General features: G+C 33.4%; 22 protein-coding genes, 1 pseudogene and 1 riboswitch. Of the genes and pseudogenes, 3 read left to right on the top strand and 20 right to left on the bottom strand.

Annotated elements, in window-relative coordinates:
* Positions 1-2: 2 nt before the first annotated feature.
* The gene (locus M3221_RS26805; RefSeq protein WP_396120271.1) at positions 3-170 is read left to right on the top strand and encodes an IS3 family transposase; all 168 of its coding nucleotides are present in this window, start codon (positions 3-5) and stop codon (positions 168-170) included.
* Between the two features lie 977 nt (positions 171-1,147).
* Here the strand turns inward: M3221_RS26805 and M3221_RS10850 are convergent.
* Together M3221_RS10850 and M3221_RS10845 are read right to left on the bottom strand one after the other, a co-directional pair.
* A complete protein-coding gene (locus M3221_RS10850; RefSeq protein WP_251271746.1) occupies positions 1,148-1,351 on the bottom strand; it encodes a hypothetical protein in 204 nt (67 codons plus the stop codon).
* A 37-nt stretch (positions 1,352-1,388) separates the two neighbouring features.
* Positions 1,389-1,475: riboswitch (cyclic di-GMP riboswitch) on the bottom strand.
* A 718-nt stretch (positions 1,476-2,193) separates the two neighbouring features.
* Positions 2,194-2,340: a hypothetical protein gene (locus tag M3221_RS10845; protein ID WP_251271744.1), complete on the bottom strand. Its 147-nt coding sequence runs from the start codon at positions 2,338-2,340 to the stop codon at positions 2,194-2,196.
* A gap of 568 nt (positions 2,341-2,908) precedes the next feature.
* On the opposite strand from M3221_RS10845, the pseudogene M3221_RS26800 reads away from it, so the two are divergent.
* Positions 2,909-3,130: pseudogene (locus M3221_RS26800) on the top strand (substrate-binding domain-containing protein); the annotation flags it as partial.
* 239 nt (positions 3,131-3,369) lie between these two features.
* The gene (locus M3221_RS26795; protein WP_396120266.1) at positions 3,370-3,603 is read left to right on the top strand and encodes a transposase; all 234 of its coding nucleotides are present in this window, start codon (positions 3,370-3,372) and stop codon (positions 3,601-3,603) included.
* Positions 3,604-3,907: 304 nt separating this feature from the next.
* Here the strand turns inward: M3221_RS26795 and M3221_RS10840 are convergent, their stop codons facing one another.
* The 18 genes from M3221_RS10840 to M3221_RS10760 all read right to left on the bottom strand — a co-directional run bounded on the left by M3221_RS10840 (position 3,908) and on the right by M3221_RS10760 (position 22,137).
* A complete protein-coding gene (locus M3221_RS10840; RefSeq protein ID WP_251271742.1) occupies positions 3,908-5,212 on the bottom strand; it encodes a hypothetical protein in 1,305 nt (434 codons plus the stop codon).
* 514 nt (positions 5,213-5,726) lie between these two features.
* A complete protein-coding gene (locus tag M3221_RS10835; RefSeq protein WP_251271740.1) occupies positions 5,727-6,029 on the bottom strand; it encodes an LbetaH domain-containing protein in 303 nt (100 codons plus the stop codon).
* Positions 5,956-6,186 (bottom strand): hypothetical protein, encoded by a 231-nt coding sequence (locus M3221_RS26790; RefSeq protein WP_396120270.1) that lies wholly within the window; start codon positions 6,184-6,186, stop codon positions 5,956-5,958. Before M3221_RS26790 ends, M3221_RS10835 begins: the two co-directional genes overlap by 74 nt.
* 58 nt (positions 6,187-6,244) lie before the next feature.
* Positions 6,245-6,823 carry a sugar transferase gene (locus M3221_RS10830; RefSeq protein ID WP_251271738.1) on the bottom strand — a complete coding sequence of 193 codons (579 nt, stop codon included), beginning with the start codon at positions 6,821-6,823 and terminating at the stop codon, positions 6,245-6,247.
* A gap of 25 nt (positions 6,824-6,848) precedes the next feature.
* A complete protein-coding gene (locus M3221_RS10825; RefSeq protein ID WP_251271736.1) occupies positions 6,849-7,715 on the bottom strand; it encodes an NAD-dependent epimerase/dehydratase family protein in 867 nt (288 codons plus the stop codon).
* The gene (locus tag M3221_RS10820; RefSeq protein ID WP_251271734.1) at positions 7,712-8,866 is read right to left on the bottom strand and encodes a glycosyltransferase family 4 protein; all 1,155 of its coding nucleotides are present in this window, start codon (positions 8,864-8,866) and stop codon (positions 7,712-7,714) included. Before M3221_RS10820 ends, M3221_RS10825 begins: the two co-directional genes overlap by 4 nt.
* A gap of 3 nt (positions 8,867-8,869) precedes the next feature.
* Positions 8,870-9,907: a UDP-glucose 4-epimerase GalE gene (galE, locus tag M3221_RS10815; protein WP_251271732.1), complete on the bottom strand. Its 1,038-nt coding sequence runs from the start codon at positions 9,905-9,907 to the stop codon at positions 8,870-8,872.
* A gap of 68 nt (positions 9,908-9,975) precedes the next feature.
* Complete coding sequence (locus M3221_RS10810) at positions 9,976-11,313, bottom strand: polysaccharide pyruvyl transferase family protein (protein ID WP_251271730.1); 1,338 nt, start codon at positions 11,311-11,313, stop codon at positions 9,976-9,978.
* Between the two features lie 577 nt (positions 11,314-11,890).
* Positions 11,891-12,880, bottom strand: a complete 990-nt coding sequence (rfbB, locus tag M3221_RS10805) for a dTDP-glucose 4,6-dehydratase (protein ID WP_251271728.1) — start codon at positions 12,878-12,880, stop codon at positions 11,891-11,893.
* Positions 12,881-13,735: a dTDP-4-dehydrorhamnose reductase gene (rfbD, locus tag M3221_RS10800; RefSeq protein WP_251271726.1), complete on the bottom strand. Its 855-nt coding sequence runs from the start codon at positions 13,733-13,735 to the stop codon at positions 12,881-12,883.
* 4 nt (positions 13,736-13,739) lie between these two features.
* Positions 13,740-14,300 (bottom strand): dTDP-4-dehydrorhamnose 3,5-epimerase, encoded by a 561-nt coding sequence (gene rfbC, locus M3221_RS10795; protein WP_251271724.1) that lies wholly within the window; start codon positions 14,298-14,300, stop codon positions 13,740-13,742.
* On the bottom strand, positions 14,297-15,199 hold the full coding sequence (rfbA, locus tag M3221_RS10790) for a glucose-1-phosphate thymidylyltransferase RfbA (RefSeq protein ID WP_251271722.1): 903 nt from the start codon (positions 15,197-15,199) through the stop codon (positions 14,297-14,299). Before rfbA ends, rfbC begins: the two co-directional genes overlap by 4 nt.
* 526 nt (positions 15,200-15,725) lie before the next feature.
* Positions 15,726-16,877 (bottom strand): NAD-dependent epimerase/dehydratase family protein, encoded by a 1,152-nt coding sequence (locus M3221_RS10785; RefSeq protein WP_251271719.1) that lies wholly within the window; start codon positions 16,875-16,877, stop codon positions 15,726-15,728.
* Between the two features lie 78 nt (positions 16,878-16,955).
* Positions 16,956-18,128: a glycosyltransferase family protein gene (locus tag M3221_RS10780; RefSeq protein WP_251271717.1), complete on the bottom strand. Its 1,173-nt coding sequence runs from the start codon at positions 18,126-18,128 to the stop codon at positions 16,956-16,958.
* Positions 18,129-18,210: 82 nt separating this feature from the next.
* Entirely contained in the window at positions 18,211-18,741 is a 531-nt protein-coding gene (locus tag M3221_RS10775; protein ID WP_251271715.1) for an acyltransferase, read from the bottom strand.
* Positions 18,738-20,108 (bottom strand): lipopolysaccharide biosynthesis protein, encoded by a 1,371-nt coding sequence (locus M3221_RS10770; protein WP_251271713.1) that lies wholly within the window; start codon positions 20,106-20,108, stop codon positions 18,738-18,740. The genes M3221_RS10775 and M3221_RS10770 overlap by 4 nt, the downstream gene beginning before the upstream one ends.
* The gene (locus M3221_RS10765) at positions 20,087-20,788 is read right to left on the bottom strand and encodes a CatB-related O-acetyltransferase (RefSeq protein ID WP_251271711.1); all 702 of its coding nucleotides are present in this window, start codon (positions 20,786-20,788) and stop codon (positions 20,087-20,089) included. The genes M3221_RS10770 and M3221_RS10765 overlap by 22 nt, the downstream gene beginning before the upstream one ends.
* Before the next feature lie 287 nt (positions 20,789-21,075).
* Entirely contained in the window at positions 21,076-22,137 is a 1,062-nt protein-coding gene (locus M3221_RS10760) for an EpsG family protein (RefSeq protein WP_251271710.1), read from the bottom strand.
* Positions 22,138-22,152: the final 15 nt, after the last annotated feature.

Genomic DNA, 22,152 nt, shown 5'->3' with positions numbered 1-22,152 from the left:
AAATCATCAAAACAGAGTTTGTCAGCCAAATGAAATTTGATAGCCAGGAGCATCTTGCGCTTGAATTCAGTGACTATGTCAACTGGTTTAACAAGCTGCGTATTCATGGAACACTAGGCTATGTAAGTCCGATTGAATACAAACAATCGTCCCTTAAAAAAGCTGTCTGATTTAGTGTTGACAATCCATTACTGATCTTTTGAAAATAGTGACTCCATATTATCAGATAAAGAATAAATAAGGATAAGGCAGCTGATACATTAAAAGAAACAATCCAAAGTAGATAAATGATTAAATAAAACATTTCTCTATCCTTTTTTGAAAGGTGTAATCAGCGAGTCGGAAATGGCTCTTATGCCTTTTTAGTGAATACATCTTTAGAAGTTTTTTAGGCATAGGATTACCGAGAAGCCAATTCGTAAACTAGACAAGGTGCGTCTGAAGAATAAAAAGAAGAAATGGCTAAAAATCCAGGAAGTACAGCAGTTAAAAAATCCGATCTACTCAATCAGTTTTATGGATCGGTAACTAAGCATCACGCGAGATACTGTATATGCTTTATCTCAATACAAAAGATAAGCCGTCAGTCCGCAGAAATCCACGCTTTAGCCATGTCCATTTATCTGAAAAGTTAAAAATTATAAAGCCAATTTAAGACGCTTGCCGGAAAGAAGGCTTCAATCGATTATTGATAGCCCTAAACAGCATGGGTGCAGAAGATCGCAGAGAAGAAAAGAGCAATTCCCCACCGGCCCTCTACCTCCTCCAAAAAGTGCTTCCCTTGCTAGGTCACCATTAGAAGCAACAGTGAATGAGAAACTGGGCAGTCTGCATACAACTTTAAATGTATCAATAAAACGATACACGAGTAAATATCCTGCCATTTTGTAGATCAGTTAAACTGCAAAATACAATTTAAACCGTAAAAGTATAAAATAAAAGAAAGGAAGAAACCACTTGTTTATAAAACAATCTTGCCATTAGCACAAATTGTCTACAACTTGTTCCTATACAAACTTCTCTCCCTGACCACATCCTCATTCAAAAACAAAAAAAGTCATCCACTTTTTTGTGGATGAACTTTTTCTTCAACGAGTGTAAGATTTTTCATTTAATCAGCCAGCTAGCTTCGTGGCCTCTTCACACTTCAGCGGATTACGGGATGAATGCCAGCATTTAAAGACCGCTCAACATATTTGTTATAATGATGCCTCTTCTTTTCTTCGAGTTCTTTTCGGATTTTTTTGTTCAGGCAGCCTAATTCTAAATACTCATACTTTAAGTACTCATGTCTGTGCCAGGCAATAATGAGAATTAACATGATTTTCGGCAGCTTTACATACTGTTTCATTCTTTTCCCTCCATTCTAAACTGTACAGAGGCTCAGGTTCGGCAACTGGCTGGCATAAAGTCTCTTCTTGTTAGCCCCTATAGTTTTGCGTCACCACTTTTCAATGGCTTTGCTCTTTCGTACAATTTGTTACTTTTATCATACGACAAATACCGACAAAATAAAATATTATTCCACCTTTTGTTCTCTTTGATAATTATATTGTCTTCTTATTTTAACACTATTTGAAAACGCTTACAATAAGTTATACTCGAAAATTTTAAAAGAGCTGTTCCAGTTATTTCAAACAGCCCGATTTTATTTACTGCATTTTATCTGCAGTCTATGACTTAGGGAAGTAGGCCTGACACCGGTATGTTTTTAATCAATTCGTTCATCCTAAAAATCTTTATATATAGGCAAACCGGCCCTCTTCCTGCCTCTATTCTTTCTTTTCTTATATAAACCGAACACAAGTTCTAAAATCCACTTCAATCGTAGTAACTTCTTCTGCATTAAACTATGAATAGGCAATTTGCAGAGATATCTCCTGCTGCTCAGCCATTAATCTGTTTCTCTGCTTTGTTACACATGGTAATTTCCTTCTTGGAAAAACAACTGAATACCAACTAGATCGCTTCTTCCCAGGGCTGAGCTGAAGGCCAACTGCTTCATTTGTTTCTCGTACTGGCTCTTTTTGTACAGAAGCTTCTTTCCTCTTTCCCTTCCATTCCGCTTCTTGAAGGAGCTTATCTACTCCATGTGGAATTTATTGGACACGATTTAGTTCTTCAGCCGCTGGTTTCGCTTTTACTGTTTCTTTTTCTACAGGCGCCTCCTCTTATAAAAGTTCTTTCTTCACCTTAATACACTCTAGACTTTTCTCCACTTACACAGCTGGTCTCGACTTTTCTGGCTTCTCTTGCTCCTTGATCTTTCTCCTGTGACCTCAAAATGGCTCCACTGATCCCGGCTAATCCAAACAGCATCGCCAAACTGATTCGTTTCATTCCCCTTTTCCTTGCAGGACTTATTTTATCACCCGAGAAATATTTTACGAGAACTAAATAGATTTCCCAAATTAAAAAACAGTTTTTAAAGCTTCTCTCTTAATAACCACATTCCTTGCTTTCCGTTTAGTAGTACTGCTTTAAAGATAGTAGCGAATTTTTAAACGGGCTCCCTTTCCTTTTTTACAAACCGTTCTCAGCACTTCATTGAGTTCATCCTGAAAACCTCCTTTTCTTAGCAAACCCTTCATTCCTTCTCACTACTTTTTCTTTCAACACTAATTACACTAATGGAAAATGACCGTGCAGTCCGTGTCAAAAGAACGGCTGGCCGCTGTATAACCTCACAGTACATCTGGTCCATCCATTTACTCACGATGTTAAGGGAAAAGGTTTTACATCTCTCCCCCTTGCCGTTTATTGAGACCGCCCTTAGCCTATCAAAACATCATGAATAAACACAGATTGCCTATTCCAAACTCTTTTATTACTTTATCGGCATGTAAAAGGACAAACTGACAACTGAGTATGAAGCAACAAAAGAGTTACTGAAAAAAATCCATCCCTTACGGCCATAGCAGCTTCCAATGATTTACTCGCCATTGTCGCTATGCGGGCAGTTTTTGAAAGCGGACGCAGCGTTCCAAATGATATTTCGGTTATTCGAGTCGATAACGTTGAACTGTCCAGTATTGTTAATCCGTCTTTAATAACGCTTAGCCTTCCGGCAAATGTATGGACGCGCGACTTTGACCTTCTCTGCCAGAAAGTACTCTTTCACCCAACTTAATTCTATTGATATACAAATGCGGTTGGCCGGAGTATCAGTCAAAGAAGCCATGGAGGAATTAAACATATGAGACCGTCCATAACTTAGAACATGAATGTGATGGGTATAATGCAGATGAACTCCACCGGTTTGACCAGCCAGTGGGAAAGCAGCATTCCTTCGGAAAAGGACCTGAACATGAAAGTGAAACTGCAAGCAGAAAACCTTTATCTGAGGCAGCAAGATTGAATTCTTAAAAAATGCGACGAATTGGAGAGGAAGTGGCGCCAGAAGCAGCAGTAATCGGGGAATTCAAAATCAAAATACTCGTCAAGGAAATTTGCAGGCATGTTGGCATTGCGCGATCTACCTATTATCGCTGGAAAAAGAAGAGTCGCACAGACATATCCAGCCAGGAACAGCGCGAAAAGTCGACACGCTGTACCGGGAGAATAAGTTTTGATGTGGCTATCGTAGAATCACTGTCTTACTGAAATAGGACATCTCCATTAATCACAAAACCGTACAGCGCATCACGCAAAAGTATAGCTGACAGTGTCCTGTGAAAATGAAGAAGCGCAAGAAAACAGGACAGTTTATCACGTTACCGGCAATCCTGTTAAACCGTAAGTTTTAGGCAAACGTCCTCTTCACAAGTTGGTCACCAATATTACGTACTTATCTGGGTTCAGTTTCAGCAAAAATAGACTATGCTCTTATTAACTCAAACAGCAACTTCAATATTTGCCCCCCCTATGAAATCTTACATCATATAGTTACTTGCATTTCGCTATTTTTTCAGTTAAAGTGCTTAAATGCCAATCCATTCCAGGTCATAACGGGTATTTTAATACTCACATCTGTGTTGTTATGAAGACGCAGTGTTATTTTATCGTTTGTTCCTGCGAAGAAGACTTCATATGACAATCCTTGAGCAAGACCCTCAGAAGGGTTGATTGTAAGAGAAATCTCACTTCCGTTATTCTGATTGATTCCATGAGCAGCCGATGTAGAAAATTCCATATAACTATTTGCCGGAATACTCGTTGCCGAAGAAGTGATTTGGAAATCGACCACATTTTCTAAAAACAAGTTGTATATTTTCTGATAGGTTTGTTTAGCTTCAGATGGGGATCGAACCCAAACTTTGTTATCCTGCGATTCATAAGTAGGTAAACTTCCCACTGTGTGTACATCAAAATCACTACCTTGAGAAGACTCACCGAAATGAACACCACCCTGACCATTATCTTCTGCATAGATATAGCCGTGATTCCCAGGCCAGTTAATCAATGCGCCATACCCGCCATTACCTTGTACCGTAGCATGGATGTCATTTGTTTCTGCACGATGTATATAAAGACCGTGACGACCGTTTCCGGTAGCCGAAATATGCATTTTATTTGCGTTCCAGTCGGGACTTGAAGGTGATGCGACATAACAATGAACTCCGTCCCCTTTATTGTAATAGAAGTAACCTTCTACTTTTCCCTGATTGCCAGTCTGACAATGGAGGCCGTGCCCACCATGATACATAGATTGAACATCTATTTGCACGTAATTCGCCCTTCTTTCCGTATTATTCGAACTGTTTGATGTACCTAGCACAATGCCTGAACCTTTATCTTTATCCCTAAATGATTCCGAGGAAATAACCGATACATTTTTCAACTCAGAATGGTACGCTTCTATCCGAAATCCATCTCCACTAAAATGCTTGATAAATTTGGCTTCGTATCTATTTCCAATCCCTACAAACGAAGTCGTTCTATCCCATAGGTTCGTTTTTGTGAAGAGGTAGTTCCCTTTAGGCACTTGGATTTGCACATTGTTTTGTTGACTGTAGACGGCTGCTTTTTGTATAGACTCTGTATCATCCGTTGCTTCAATGGTAAATGATTTATCTTCATAATACTTTTTCGTTTCGCTGTTGTAGTAATTCGCATTCCCTTTAGCTCCGAATTCCGTTAGAGACATTTCTTTATCAATTTTGTTCTGTACATACAGATGTTGCTGTTTATTCTCCATACTGTCCCAATAAATTTTCCCTGCCATTAAAACTATGACTGATGAGAGTAACACTATAAACCACAGATTTTTCATTTTTCTCCTCTTTTTACAAATTTATTACAAGCATTTTAGCAGTCTTCCAGATAAAATTAAACCGATTTCCTTCAATATGAAAATAATAAATTTCAAAAATGTATATAAATAATTAAAATTCATCTAACTACTGTTGAATCAAACGCTATTGCTTGATACGCCATAAAAAAGAAAAAGACCGCTTAGCTGAAGCAAAGCTAAGTATTGCTTCAGCGGAATTCGATCTCATCTCAAACACCTCTATTCAATTCCCAAAAGATTGTGTCACAAAGCTATCAAAATGATCTTAATCCCGCCAAACATCGAGATCCAAAGCGGTAAACTTAATGTATAAGCCCAGACTAATCCGACACGAATATCACCATCAGTTGAAAGATCATACATATGAATCACCTTTGCAAGCAAATTCCCTCAAGGGAAGGTTAATTTATTACAACTTACATATTCTTTATAACGAACAAAAAAGTATCATGAATTGAATCCGGCACTCCTTCTCAAGAAGTGCCGGATTCAATTAGCTCATTTTGCATGATAATCGTACCAGATTTAAATATATACCTGTTCCCATAGCAGCGTCGCCTGCAACTATACAGCCACTTGAAAGGTTAGCATACTGGTCAATCATACAATCATGCTCTACAATAGACCCTATATTTACAATCGCTTGCTTCCCGATAATCTCATCCGCATTGATCACAACATTTTCCAGAACAACGGAACCCTTACCAATAACCGTAGAAGAACTAATGACTGCTGAAGAATGAATAACTGTCGCAAATTGTGGTCCTTGAAGCCCCATTTCTTTTGATAACTTCATTCGAACCAATGGCAATAATAAATAACGGCTTGTCCTCTGCTTGTAGCCATTCGTTCATCAAAGACATAGGCCCGTATACAATTCCATCCATCATTTCCGATTGATCAAACCGATCATCCAAAACAGCGACGGCTTTATATTCAGCACTATCTTGAATAATCTCTTTAATGACCTGGTGATGACCAGCGGAGTCTAGTCTATAACAACGACCCGTTTCACCCGTTCATTCTCACGCCTTCAGATTTAACAACACTAATAGCAGTTAGCCAAATAATCTTTATATCAAATAAGAAGGAAAAATTTTCCAAGTAATGATGATCGTACGCTACTTTCTCCTCATCCGAAATCAAATCCCGGCCTTTCACCTGTGCATAACCGGTCAAACCTGGCTTTAGCACATGAACCCCTGCTTTCTTACGCGCTGCAATCAGCTCGTATTGATTATATAAAGCAGGACGCGGACCAACAATCGTCATGTCTCCATTGATAATATTCAAAAGCTGAGGTAGCTCATCCAAAGACGTTTTACGCAAAAAGCGGCCAACTTTCGTAATATATATAGATGGATCACCAAGCTTGTCCGTTGACACATTCGGCGTATCCGTCCGCATCGTTCGGAATTTATATATCATAAAGTAACTTTCATTTTCGCCTGCACGTTTCTGTTTAAAAAAGACTGGTCCTTTTGAATCCATTTTGATCAATAGACAAAGGATGAGAAATAGCGGTGAAAAGATAATCAAAGCTCCAAGAGATAAAGCTAAATCTATTATTCTCTTAAAAAAGTTATACATATTGTGTGCACCTTATCCATGTTATTTATTTACGAAGCTCACTCCGCCGAATTGCTTCTTTTAAACCCCACACATGATAATTCAACTCGAAAGCAGAAAGCTCAGACTCATAAACTAGGTTACCAAAGACCTTATTGACAATTGATTGGTTCCTTAACACATTCGATAATATTATACCAGATAACTTATCTAATTTGATTTTTTTTCCATGGATTTCAGCAATTTCTTTTACCATTTCTGATGTACATATATATTCTCGATCTTGAGGATGAAAAACCCCTGATAACTCTCTTTTAATCAGAATTCTGATAAACTCGCATAGGTTATCAATGAAGATCATACTGCGTACATTTTGAATGTCCGGAAAAATTGGCGTTTTTCTTGCCAACTTACTAAGGAGTTGATAATTCCCTGGACAATCTGGACCATAAACCATTGGTGGACGCAAAATAACGACTTTAAAATGAGTATCTTGCATATCCAACAATGCATTCTCCGCAGCCTTCTTGCTTTCCCCATAAAATGTTTTAGGGGATAATGTCGTATCGGAGTCAATCACCGTCTTGCTTCCAACAGATCCCTCTTTACCAAAAACGGACATTGTGCTCAAAAATATAAACTGGCGCACACCCGCTGCCTTTGCTTTCTCAGCCAATTGAATTGAGAGCTCATAATTAGCTTGCATATAATCTTCCTTAGTGTAATTTCTTTCTTTCTTGTGAACTAAGGCTGCCGTATGCACTACACAATCGCAGTTCTCAAAATTTATTTCATTTAACGGCTTATTTCTTATTGAAACTTTTTCAATTTGAAAAGTTTTATCTTTAGTAGACAACCATTGATCCAATTTTTTAGAAATGTATCCCTTTTCTGAAGTAACAACAACCCTCATGATAATCGTCTTTCCTTTTCAACAGAATCGTTTTCTAAAAATTTTCGATAAATAAACTCATACTCTTTAAGAACGTTTGACATTAAATAAGGTTCAACCAATTCAATAGACTTTTTAGACATCTTATCTCTTAATTGATCATTTTGAAGAATTTTTATGAATGCATTTATTAAAGTCTCATCATTATTAAGCGGTACAACATAACCGTTCTCGTTATTTTTAATTAAATCTCTGGAACCTCTAATATCAGTTACTACACATGGGACTCCTTGGCTCATCGCTTCCATCAAGCTTTTTGGAAGTCCTTCCCGTTTAGAAAGTAAAGTGGCTACCTCAGACATAGACAAGATAAAATGCACATCGTTTCGATAACCCAGAAATTGAATGTTTTTTAACTTTTCATCTTCAACATAGGCTTTCAACTCTGATTCTTTATTTCCCTTACCAAGAATAAGTAGCATTACATTAGGACACTTTTTTAAAATGTTTTTCCAATTCCTCAATAAGTATTGATGGTTCTTATTATTATTTAATTCTGCAACAAAAGAAATTATTTTTTGATGAGGTTCAATATTTAATTCTTCTTTTATCTTCTGAACATTCAATTCATGATCAGTCAGAAGCTTACTGCCTACACCTACACCATGAACCATGAATAATTTGTCTTCTTTATATCCTAATTTTAATGCATTTGAATAATCTTCATTATTCATCACTAAAATTCCATCCGTCCATTTAACAGACATCTTTTCAGCATTATAATAAAGAAGCCAATTTAATTTAGAAGCCCCTTCATAAAAATGAAAACCATGTGCTGTGTAAAGCACTTTTTCTTTTTTTCTTTTTCTTAAAGCCATTCGAGTTAATAAGGCGGCAACCGGAGTATGAACATGAACAAGATCAAATGAGTATCCTTTAAATAATTTCTTTAATAATTTGAGTGCCCTCATATTATCAAGAGAGAGAGGAGAGCGGTCAAAGCTTATATCATGACAGCTCACACCTAAGTCGGATATCTCTTCTTTCCTTCCCATTGAGGGACTAGCCGCAGCATGGACAGAATAACCCATGTCCTGTAGCAGTTTTATAAAGGGCTTATGAAAAGCAGCTAAATGATCATATACTGAAGCAATAAACAATACGTTTTTCAATTATTACTTTCCCTTCTCATTGACAAATTTTTTCCGAAACCCTTCTGGATTTTTCTTCTGCCATCTCCACGAATCGCGACACATATCTTCTAATGTTTTCTTTGCTTTCCATCCAAGCTCAATTTCTGTTTTAGTCGTATCAGCATAACATTCCGCTATGTCACCTGGCCGCCGGTCTATAATCTCATATGGAACACTTATGCCTGTCGCGGATTCGAAAGTGTTAATGACTTCTAAAACACTGTATCCCCTTCCTGTACCCAAATTGTATGCTTCAATACCCGTTGATTCGTTTAATTTTTTCAATGCCCTAATATGACCATGAGCCAAATCAGTGACATGGATATAATCACGCACTCCTGTCCCATCTATTGTAGGATAATCACCACCAAATATAAGTAGCTTGTCACGCTTACCAATTGCTACTTGTGTAATATAAGGCATCAAATTGTTTGGAATGCCATTGGGATCTTCCCCAATTTCTCCACTCTCATGTGCACCAAGCGGGTTAAAATAACGAAGAAGGGAAATGCGCCAATTTGGATTCGCTGTGTGTATATCTTTTAAGATTTCTTCAATCATGAGCTTCGTCCGGCCATATGGATTCGTTGAATAAAGAGGTATGTTTTCGACAATCGGTACCTCATCGGGTACACCATATACTGTCGCCGATGAACTGAATACAAGCTTTACCACATTAAATTTTTCCATTACTTTACAGAGGGTTAACGTGCTGCCAATATTGTTTTCGTAATAATACAGTGGCTTCTCTACTGATTCTCCTACTGCTTTTAATCCTGCAAAATGAATAACCGAATCGAATTCATGATAAGAAAAAAGACGATCTAGTGCTTCCTCATCACGCAAATCTAGTTCTACAAACGAAACCGGACGACTCGCTAGCATTTCTATTCTTTTTAAAACTTCCGGACTGCTGTTTAAAAAATTGTCTGCAATCACAATTTCATACCCAGCTTCCAACAACAAAAGAGCCGTGTGACTTCCAATGAAGCCGGCTCCTCCTGTGACTAAAACTTTCACAATATCCCTCCTTTTCTTTGTTAGATATGGAAATAAAAAATTTTCTTAAAAGTTAGATCATTAAAAATTTAGTTATGGATATAACTTTTTATTTCTTTTTTTAGTTGCTCTCTAAGCTTCAAGTATTCATTCATTTTGATTCTGAGTGTAGTAATATATTTATCTTTATTTATTTCCATTGACTTAAATTTTTCAATCAGAAAATCCGAGCTTAAATTTTCAATAGAAATTTCATAGTCATCTAAACCTAACTCTTTCATAATCCCTTTACCTTTGTTACCGCCATAGGAAACGGCTATGGAAGGTACTTCAGAAGATAACGAAAATATTACTGAATGAAACCTTGTACCAACTACATAGTCCATTGAAGCATAGATTTTCTTGATCTCTTTTGCATTGAGAGCTAGGTCGGATATAATTGAAAAACTACCCTTATCATTAATTTGAGAAGCGATTAAATTAATTGCTTCATTATCATCCTCGTTATAACTGGGGCCCATCGTTTGAGCAATAAGAATTGGAAAATAACCTTTTTCCGTTAAATAATTTATAAATGTCACAAAGCTATCAATATAATTCTGATAAGCTTTTTTGGGGTTTGGATGTCCATCAAATCTATATGGCCTTACAGTAATCCCTACTTTTTTATTATACTTAAGTATATTTTTGTTCTCCAAATAATTATCAACTTCGAATGAATGGTCAGGTTCCATGAAAAAACCCAAATCAGGGTAAAATGGAATGTTATCACTTAGGAGGTCACTTAGCACTGTTTGTGAAATTTTTTCTCTAACTGTAATTACATCTACTTTACTTAAAACTCTTTTAACTAGTTTTGTAGCCCACTTATTTTTGAACGGTCCAAAAGAATTGGGCATAAAAATTACACTTATATTATGTTTTTTTGCTAACATTGCATAATATAATAAAAAAAACATAATGTATGGATCGGTAATAGATCCATAGCTATGAATAAACCCACCTCCTTTGAAAATAACAGCTTTTGATTCTTTAAATATAACGTATGTCTCCAAAAAATCTTTTGGAAGTATCTTTAAAGCCAATCTATTTAGCATTTTATTTTTCGATAATAATAACAATCTTGGAGCAGCATCAGCTATAGCCTGTATACCCCAAGATACATACTGATACTTTGAATAATACTGATTGTTTTTTTCCTTCTCACCTCTTCCCGGATGTTTAATTAGTGGTGAAACAAATTCATACCCCATTTTTCTAGATTGAAAGGATTGCTTTGTTTTCTCTTCTTCAGTTTCACCTGTGTTAATCAAGCGAAAGTCTGCTTCAGAATCAATTTCTTTAATGATTTTAATTGATTCCCATACAAGTGCCTGATCTCCTCTATTTAGATCAGTATTTGTTGGCACGATCATATAATTATTCAAAGTATTTACCTGCCTTAATTATGATTCAATTTTAATTTATACAATTAAGTATTTTATACTATTCGTTTTTAAAAGCCTTATTAGCAGGGAAGCCTATGCTATTGAAGATATTAATCCTTATAAGCCTATTTTCTCTGATAAACCTAAAAGTATATTTGAATAGTTTTGAACTAACTAAAAACTATAGGTACCTTTAAATTTCTCTCAATACTTAATTTAATAGTTATGATTAAATCCTTTATAAACATATTACTCTAAAATGCATATATTAAATTATAAGTTTAAAACACATAAAGCATTTTAATGATTAAAGAAACAGATTATTAATAGTCTAAGGGCATCATTCATAATTGAACAAAAAATATATTTAAATATTTTATACTGAAAGAGATACCCCTTCATTTTATATTAACTTAAGTTCTTAAATTCCAGAGTTTCAAGTTCTGAGGAAAGATCTACAATGTTTATACTTTAAAACTACTCAATATTTAAAGGTTTGATGATAGAAATAAAAAGAATGCAGCCTAAGCAATAATATTAAAAGTTGTTTAATATTATATTGTTGTTTAAAATACTTTTAATGTTGCTTATTAATAATTCCCCCCCACCATTCTCGGTTATCAATATACCATTCAATGGTTTGAGCAATCCCAGTGTCAAAGTTGTAGGTTGGCTTCCACCCTAATTGTTCTAACTTAGTCGGATCAATTGCATAACGTTTATCGTGACCTAAACGATCTGTTACAAACTCTATTAACTCTTCTGATTTTCCAAGTGTATTAATAATAGTTTTTACCACCTCTAGATTTGTCCGCTCGTTATGCCCACCCACATTGTATACTTCCCCATTTAATCCTTCATGCATAACTAAATCAATAGCAATACAATGATCCCATACATGCAGCCAGTCACGAATATTTTTCCCATCACCATATACTGGAACTTTTTGATTATTTAAAACTCTAGAAATCGTTAATGGAATTAGCTTTTCAGGAAAATGATACGGTCCATAGTTGTTTGAGCAGCGAGTTATATTGACTGGAAGATTGTATGTTTCGTGATAAGAACGAACTAATAAATCAGAAGAAGCTTTACTTGCACTATATGGACTGTTTGGTTGTAGCGGTGTATCTTCTGTAAAAAAAGTTGTCGGATCAAAATCCAATTCTCCATATACTTCATCAGTGGAGACATGAACAAACTTTTCAATGCCGAATTGGCGTGCAGCATCTAACAATACTTGTGTTCCCATCACATTTGTTTGAACAAATATGCTAGGGTCAGTAATCGAGCGGTCTACATGACTTTCCGCAGCAAAATGGACAACGAAATCAAATTTCTTTTTTTCAAAAAGATGATTGATCCCTTCACGATCTGCAATATCTCCTTTGGCAAAATAATAATTATGTTTTGTTTCTATTTCCCTATGCTTTGACAAATCACCTGCATATGTTAATAAATCTAAATTGTAAATATCATAATTTGGATACTTATCGACCATGTATTGCACAAAGTTACCGCCGATGAACCCTGCTCCACCTGTTACAAGCACTTTTTTATAAGTCATTTATTTCACCCCTTCTGATAATTCATTTACATACCTTTTTACAGCATCCTGCCAATCCGGTAAAGGGTTAAACCCGTTATCGATTAGCTTTTGTTTCGACATACGTGAATTTTTAGGACGGACTGCACGAGTTGGATATTCTTCCGTTGAGATGGCATTCACCTTTACATCTTTGCCCATTTTTTCAAATATCTCTTTAGCAAATTCCGCCCAACTGCAAAACCCCTCATTGGAAGCATGGTACACCCCGTATCTATCAGTTTGAATCATATCAATTAATAACCGAGCTAGATCAAATGTATATGTCGGAGAACCAACCTGATCTCCAACAATGTTCAATTCTTTCCTTGTTTCTGCCAATCGTAACATCGTCTTCACAAAGTTATTTCTATTTTTACCAAACACCCAAGAAATACGAACAATAAACCACTCAGTTAACAGTTGTTGGACAATTTCTTCCCCTTCATATTTTGTTTGGCCATAGTAACCAATCGGATTTGGAGTGTCTGTTTCTTTCAAAGGCTTTAATCCCTCTCCATTAAAAACATAATCTGTACTAATATACATGAACTTAGCTTGAATATTTTTCGCTGCTTGAGCTAAATAGGCTGTCCCCTTAACATTCACATCGTGGCATTTTTCTTTATCATCTTCTGCCTTGTCGACTGCTGTATAAGCAGCGCAATGAATAATAACGTCTGGACCCACACTCTTTATATACCGGTAAACGTCTTCTTCATTTGTAATGTCTAAATCCTGCGAACTAATCCCTTTTATATTCAATCCTATTTTTAATCCATATTCAACAACATCATACCCAAGCTGACCAGAATAGCCTGTAACCAAAATTTTCATAAATTTATTCTCCAAAGATGAAATTGTTTTCAGTATCTCTTAATAACGGAGCTTTCTCATCCTTTTCTGAAAGGACAGGCCCAATATCAATCGGCCATTCAATTCCAATATCAGGATCATTCCAAATAATTCCCCGGTCATTTTCAGGCGAATAAATCTCATCCACCTTATATTGAACTTCAACATTATCTGCCAAAGTCATAAAAGCATGCGCAAATCCTTTTGGAATCAATAATTGCTTTTTGTTTTCTTCACTTAGTTCAATACCGAACCACTTTCCAAATAAAGGACTGCCTTTGCGAATATCTACTGCTACATCAAAAATTGCCCCCTTTGTGCAGCGGACGAGTTTCGTTTGAGCTTTTGGATTTAATTGATAATGCAAGCCTCTTAATGTTCCTTTTTCCGCTGAAAATGATTGATTGTCCTGAACAAATCTCAAATCCATTCCATACTTCAAAAAATTTTTATCACTATACGTTTCCATAAACCAGCCCCGATGATCTCCAAATATAGTTGGCTCTAAAATAAGTACACCATTTAAATTGGTTTTTGTGACCTTCACCCTAGAATCTCCTCTTTTTTTAGTATTTGTTTATTTTGATTAGCTAGTCTGATTAGATATTGCCCATATTCATTCTTTTGCAGCGGCTCGGCTAATTTTAACAACTGTTCTTTGTTTATATAACCTTTTCTGTAAGCTATCTCTTCTAAGCAAGCAACTTTTAAGCTCTGGCGTTTTTCAACAGTTTCAATATATGTGGATGCTTCAAGTAAAGATTCATGAGTCCCTGTATCAAGCCAAGCAAATCCACGACCTAATAATTCAACATTAAGAAATCCCTCTTCTAAATAAGCTTTATTCACATCTGTAATTTCAAGTTCACCACGTATTGAGGGTTTTATTTGCTTAGCAATTTCTACGACTCGATTATCATAGAAGTATAATCCAGTTATAGCATATGTTGATTTCGGTTCTTTTGGCTTCTCCTCAATTGAAATAACTCTGCCCATTTGGTCGAACTCAACTACACCAAAACGCTCTGGGTCTTTAACATTATAACCAAATACGGTTGCACCATTATCTCTAGAAGCTGCACTTTCTAATAACTTTGTAAAACCATGCCCATAAAAAATGTTATCGCCTAAGATAAGCGCAACACTATCATTTCCTATAAATTCTTCACCTATAATAAAAGCATGAGCTAACCCATCTGGAGAAGGTTGAACAGCATAATTTAATTCTATTCCTAATTCAGCTCCATCTCCTAATAACTTTTTAAAAAGTGGAGTATCATTTGGTGTTGATATAATAAGTATTTCTTTAATTCCTGCTAGCATTAAAATTGACAATGGATAATAAATCATCGGTTTATCATAAACAGGAATTAATTGTTTAGAGATAGACCGTGTAATTGGATAAAGCCTCGTACCACTTCCTCCAGCTAAAATAATTCCTTTCATTATACAAATCTCCTCCTTATAAAATATGTGTTACTACCCAGACAAAAGATCTATATATTAACGTCTAAGTCATTTACACAAGACTTCAGTAAAAACTTTCAAATTAAAAAGATCTATCTTTTATAAAAAAGAATATCAATCTTAATATACTTATATTTAAAAATATATAAATATTTTACAATCACTTACTTAGTAAAGTTTATTTATTAGTGATGTATTCAACTAATATCAAACTGCTTCTCAATAACATAGTCCGGATCCATCTTTTGAATAGTGGATTTATTTGAAAACCTGTTTTAATTTCAATTTTAAAATAGTGATACAAATTTTATAAAAACTTAAATATCAATTAAAAATAGCTCAGTTGAATGCTTTCTACTGAGCTTACTTTTAATAACTCTTGTCTTTATGATACGCAAACCAAATTGACGCTTATTCTGTAAAGAACACCTATCAATACACAAATTTGCAAATGTAAATAATTAAAAAATATTAATTTACACTTACCCACTTTCAAGGAAATTTTTTATTTAAATATGCCTCTATCTTTCATTTCACTTAAAGAAACTTCATAATTATCTTCGATTTCATTTTGTGTTAAAGTCCATTCTACAAACTTCTTAATGCCCGTCCTGAAATCGACAGTTGGCTTGTATCCCAATAACTCCTTGGCTTTACTAATATCGGCAAAATTATGTCTAATGTCTCCAATTCTGTAGTTACCAGTCACTTCAACTTTAACTTTTTTCCCATAAGACTCTTGTAAAGCTTCTACAACTTCATTTACAGAAGTCATAACGCCACTTCCAACATTGAATGATTCATAAGCAACTTCCTCACTTTCAATTCCCGCAATTGTAGCATTGGCTACATCATCAATGTATACAAAGTCTCTGGATTCTTTTCCATCCTCAAAAATATTGATTTCTTTTCCATTTCTAATTCTTGTTGAGAATATTGAAAGAATACCTGTGTAGGGGTTTGATAATGACTGTCCCGGCCCGTAAACGTTTTGATAACGGTAAGATATTGCGGGAATTCCTAAAGCTTGACAAGTAACCATCACTAGCTGTTCTTGGACTTGTTTAGTGATTCCATAAATCGAAGTTGGATGAATTAAAGTATCTTCTTTAGTAGGGCATATTTCAACATCTTGACAGCAAATTGGGCATTCTACCTCATATTCTCCTTTTGACATATTTTCATTAGTTCTTGATATAGGATAGACGACACCATGATTTTTGCATATGTACATCCCTTCACCATAAATAGCTCTAGACGCTGCGACAATTACTCTTTTTATAGAATGATCTTTATTTGTCAATATATCCATAAGTTTGGCGGTACTTCCAATATTAACTTCACAGTAATGATGAATTTCATACATAGATTGACCTGTTCCAGTCTCTGCTGCTAAATGAATTATAGCATCCTGTCCACCAAGTGCTTTCATCCAATCTTCAGTATTTCGTACATCTCCCTTAATAAACTCCACTTTTCCTAATAATTCTTTTGGAAGAGAAGCATTCTTGCCATGTATTTGTGGCGAGAGATTATCTAGAATTCGTACTTTATATCCTTTATCAACTAATTTAAGTGCAATGTTTGATCCAATAAATCCAGCCCCGCCCGTTATCAAAATACTTTCAATAGAATTGTTCTTTGCCTTATTTAACATGTAATTTATAGCTCCTTTATGGAAAAATCTAATTTGAATTTTAAAACTAAAAATACAATAAACAGATTAATTAATGTGTTATACATTATCTAATATGTCTTCTTTTAAAATTAACCTTTCCAAATCCCTTTGAAAATTATTCTCTAGCAATCTTAACCTCTTTGCAGCATAATTTGGTTGGGTAATGTCTATACTTAATATCGCTTTTGCTATACTACCTGAATCATCATTACAGAAATACAATAAATCTTTTACTTTACTTTCTGTTATACATTTATTCTTACTTGAAACTACAAATAGTGAATGTCCTAAATATGCTAAAATTTTTGATGGAAACGCTGATGTCGAAATATCATTTGAGTTATCCATTAAGCTTATACCTATATGAAATTTTTTTAAAAATTTTGTATATTCATCCCCCGTTTTAGTACCATAAAACTTCACTTTTTCAATACCAGCTGTGGAATTTACATTCGATATTAAATCATGCATCTTTTTTATATTTGATTCTTTGCCAAACCCCAATATATGTAACGAGTAATTATCAGGCAACAGAGACATAGCAGAAATCACTTTAAAAGCACCACGTTCTTCGTTAATAATCCCTGTATACACGACCCCTATTTGTTTAAGATTTTTTGGCACGTTTTTCTTCTCATCAAATATAGAATAATTCCCATAAGAAACTGCAAATGGTTTACCTAATGCATATTTATCAGGTAATATATCATTTACAAAAAGATACTTATCTGCTATAGAAATGGATTTTTCCTCTTTCTTCAATTTTCCAACATTAATTTTTTTATTATTCGCTAGAGAATAGATTTCCTCCACTTGAATTATCAGTTTAAACTTAATAATCTTTTTTAATAAACTTATAATAGGATAAAGTGGTAAAGCATGATATACAATGACTGTGTCTTCCTTTTTTAAATTTCTTAGCCCCCACATAAAAAGGAATATTACAGAAATTTTTCCCGGAAACAACCTTCTTTTAAAAATCTTTATATTTAGAACAGGTAAATAGTAAAATTTTTCCTTTTCATCTACTTTTATTTTCTCCTCAGGATACCAACCGGCTTTAGGAGGAATTGTTATTGAAATTACTTTCACAGAATATCCTATATTTTTAAGAGATTTAATAATAAAATCCATCTTCATAGATCCAGCAAGATTACTGGTATATTTTTTTCTTTTAACAGATTTTTCTCCATTATAAAACCCTATATAGTAAATGCTTTTCACATCCATTTATCATCACGTATAATATTTAAAAATATTATACTTGCTCCCTTCTGGAATTTTTTTTATGCTTTTTTACTAACGTACAGTGTCAACTTCTTTCACTTATTTTCTTAATAGGAATTCCTACATTGACAGAATAAGGTTCTGTAAATCCTTTAACTAAGCTCATAGCACCTATAATTGATCCATCGCTTATATAAGAGCCTTTTAGAACTTTGCTTCCTGCTCCTATCCACACATCTTCACCAATATAAATTTGCTGAGATTCTAATTCTTGTTCCCTAATTAAGTACGAACGTTTCATTCCATGATCACTATCAATGATATAGCATTGCCCTGCGATAGAAGTATTATTTCCAATATGCATTGGCTTATGAGCAAAAATAATTGTGTCTTTACCTATTGCTACATTGTCTCCTATGGTTACTATTCCATCTCCCCATATTTGTACTCCAGAATATAAAGATACATTTTTTCCAAATACAATATTATGATTATCTAGCTGCACTCTTCCATATACATTAATCAAATTATTAGTTTTGTATTTTTTTTTAATTTCATATAAATACATTTTATTTAGTATTTTTTTATTTATTTTACGGATTAACCTAAAAATCATTTTATATCATCCTTATTAAATAGTTTAAATCTGTGTCTAATATCAAAAAACTCTATAACAATATAAGGGATTAGAGCTATGTTATTTGCAATAATAAGTGTTATCCATGAGCCAGTTATATTAATTAATAAAATAGATAACCCAACTTTAAGAAGCGTAGTAATTGTTAATGCGTATGTTTGTACTTTTAATTTCCCCAAACCTGCAATTATATTTGTATCGATCCCTACTTTAATAAATAAAATATTATATAATGCAAATAAAAAACAATATAAAGAGTTAACCTCTATAGCGTTATTTCCTAACCAAAAATTCAAGATATTAGGCATTAATATAATAAGAATGATTTCAAAAAGTACTAATATTAACAACATTAAATTTAATTTGTGGTAGAGGCGTTTCACCCATAAATAGTCATTTTTTATACGAGCTTCCGTTACCGCTGACCAAACCGGTGTTAAAGCTAAATTAAAAAAAGTACTTAAAATTGAAAATAATTTATTATAAATCTGGTATGTTACAACTTCTTTTGGATTTACTAACCAAGAGATAAAAAATTCATTTGTACTAAACATGATCATAGTTAATATTTGCAAATAAAAAAAGTTGCCACCTAATTTTATAATTCTTTTTGCATAGGACTTTTTAAAGTAATATATATTCGGTTTACATTTTTTTAGCAATGTTGAAAAAAGAAATAAAGTTGCAATCAAGTATGGGATATTAGCAGTAAGCGCATAAGCAATTGATAATGATTTTATATTGTAGATAATATTGTCTGTTTTTGAATATAAAGTGAAAAGAAGCATAAGAAAAGAAGAACATAATAAGAGAAAACTAGGCATCGCTGCTTTTTGTAATGCGTAAAAAATGGATGTTATTAACTTTAACCAAAATTGTAATAATATACCTAAAATCAACATGGTAGTCATGAATTGTAAAACATCCGGACTTATTTTATCTTTCGGAATATTAAAAACTAAATTCCAGTTTAATAAAGGAATAATTATCATGCTAATTATAGATAAAAATATAACTAATAAGCCTACTAAAATATAAGCCGAGGAGATGTTTTTTTTAATTTCTTCTGTATCATTTTTCATGAAAGGTTCTACCAAATAATTTCTTAATCCGTTACCTATCCCCAAATCAAAAGTTAATATCCATGACAATACTGAAATAGCTGTAAACCAGATTCCAAGAATAGTTTGATCCGAAAAAAAATTCATATAAGCTGGTAACGTAAATAAAGAAACAATTATTGCTGCACCTCTAATTAAAAATGAAAGTACAACATTTTTAAATAAAATTATACTTTTCACATCAGCGTTTTTAATATTGACTACTAAACTTTTAAATGCATACATTCTAATTCCTCGGTTTTCTTCAGTTTTTCAACATCATCAAAATTATTAATATTTTTTTCCAACCATTCTTGATCCTTATTCCACCACTGCAAGTTAAGCAAAAAATCTATATCTTCATTATTAAATCTATATTTAATAATTTTTGCTGGTACTCCTCCAACAATAGCATATGGGGGAACTTCTTTAGAAACTAAGGCTCCAGCGGCTACTATGGCTCCATCCCCTATGCGTACACCATTTATTATTTTTACGTTTTGACCAAGCCAAACATCATTTCCAATCTCACAAAGATATTTTCCTTTTTCGTCAGCATAACTATACTCTTTAAATTCATTTTCATGTCTGTAAGATAATCCTGCAAAGGTTTTATCACTATAGAATACTGGATGTGTTGAAATATACTTTGATGTTGGATGATTACCCGCAATAATACTCACATTTGGTCCTATCGAACAATACTTTCCTATTTTTGTTTTGTAAAAAACACAAGATGGCGAAATATATGTTGCGAATCCAACTTCAGACTGAATTATAGTAGTTCGAGAATATATTTTATTTCTACCTTCAAATATTGAAAAATTATCTATATTTGATTTAAGTGAAATATCACAATTGAATTTTTTGTTTAAATTATTAATAATTAAAATTTTTCTTACTTTTCGCATCACTTTTTTTATCATGATAACTTCTCCATATTTTTTGTTATCCTCCATAAATATATTTTGTTCTCTTTTTTAACTTAATCTTAGAATCTTCAACATAGTTTGTAGGACTTTATCATTTCTTTAAAAGCATGCGTTAATTATTAAAATTTTATTTTTAATAAAAATCAAATAGATAATAACATTTGTCCTTAAATTATCAATTTCGATATACCCAAAAATTATTCGCTAATATGCTTTTAAAATAGTCTCTACTCAAATAGAAGGAATTCTATAAACATAGACACTATTCATAAATAAAAAATCTACATTTCCCAAAAAAATTGATAGGGGGTTATTTGAAATCCATCGATAGTTAGAAACCAAAAATACAATATAAATGTAAAAATAATTAAGATATATGTAGACATTATCACCATAAATTTATCTCTTAGAGCAGTTATTATTTCAGGGATGAATATAATTACAAACATATAGTAATAGTCAGCCACCCTCATTACATTCGTTCCTACAGAAGCAAAAATCATTAGGGATGATCCAACAATAAGCAATATATATAAAGCGTTATTATCTTGTGAAAATGATACTACCTTTTTATAAACTAATAACCCGCAAATTACTATAAAACTACATAATAACATCCATGTAAAAGATGAAGACTCCGCTACCTCATATGCTTCATAAAACAATCTACTTGCAACTTCATAAATTCGAACACGAAAAATAAAAATAAAAGTGTTAATCAACAAAATAATACTAATCGTTACCTTATTCAATCTTAATTTAACTAAAAAATAAGCAACTAAAAATACTAAAGCAGATTTATGAAATAATGACGCCAATAGGACACATATAGTGAATTTAACTGGTTTTTTATCTTTAATAAAATCATAACTATTAAGTATAATTGCATAAGCTATTGCCTGTCTTAATCCTGAAAAAACAAATGAATAATAATTAAAAGAAATATATAAAGCAAAACTTAAAAAAGGCATTTTTGAATTTTTATAGATAAATCTACCAACAGGAACTATGCTAAGAATTGCAAGAACACTCAAGAAAATCTGTTCATTATTTGTAAATAAACTAATAACCTTAACAAGAAATTTAAACCCTATTTCCCAATGATGATGTAAAATTTGTTCCAAGTTATACGTTGAAAAGGTATATTTAAAGTTATTAATATAACCAGCGACATCTACCCCTATTGTAATTTGGCGAAAAGATAGAATCAGTATTAATTGAATGGTCGCAAGTGATACAAAAAACTTTTTTAATTTATGACTATTTTTGAAGTTCGGCCTAATTGTATTATAACCAATAGAGTATAGACCTATCATTATCAGGTTCATAATATAAATTGTCATTCACTATGTTCTCCT

The organism is Domibacillus indicus, assembly GCF_023715895.1.
GTDB lineage: Bacteria > Bacillota > Bacilli > Bacillales > Domibacillaceae > Domibacillus > Domibacillus indicus_A.
This window is presented reverse-complemented; position numbering and strand designations above follow the sequence as displayed.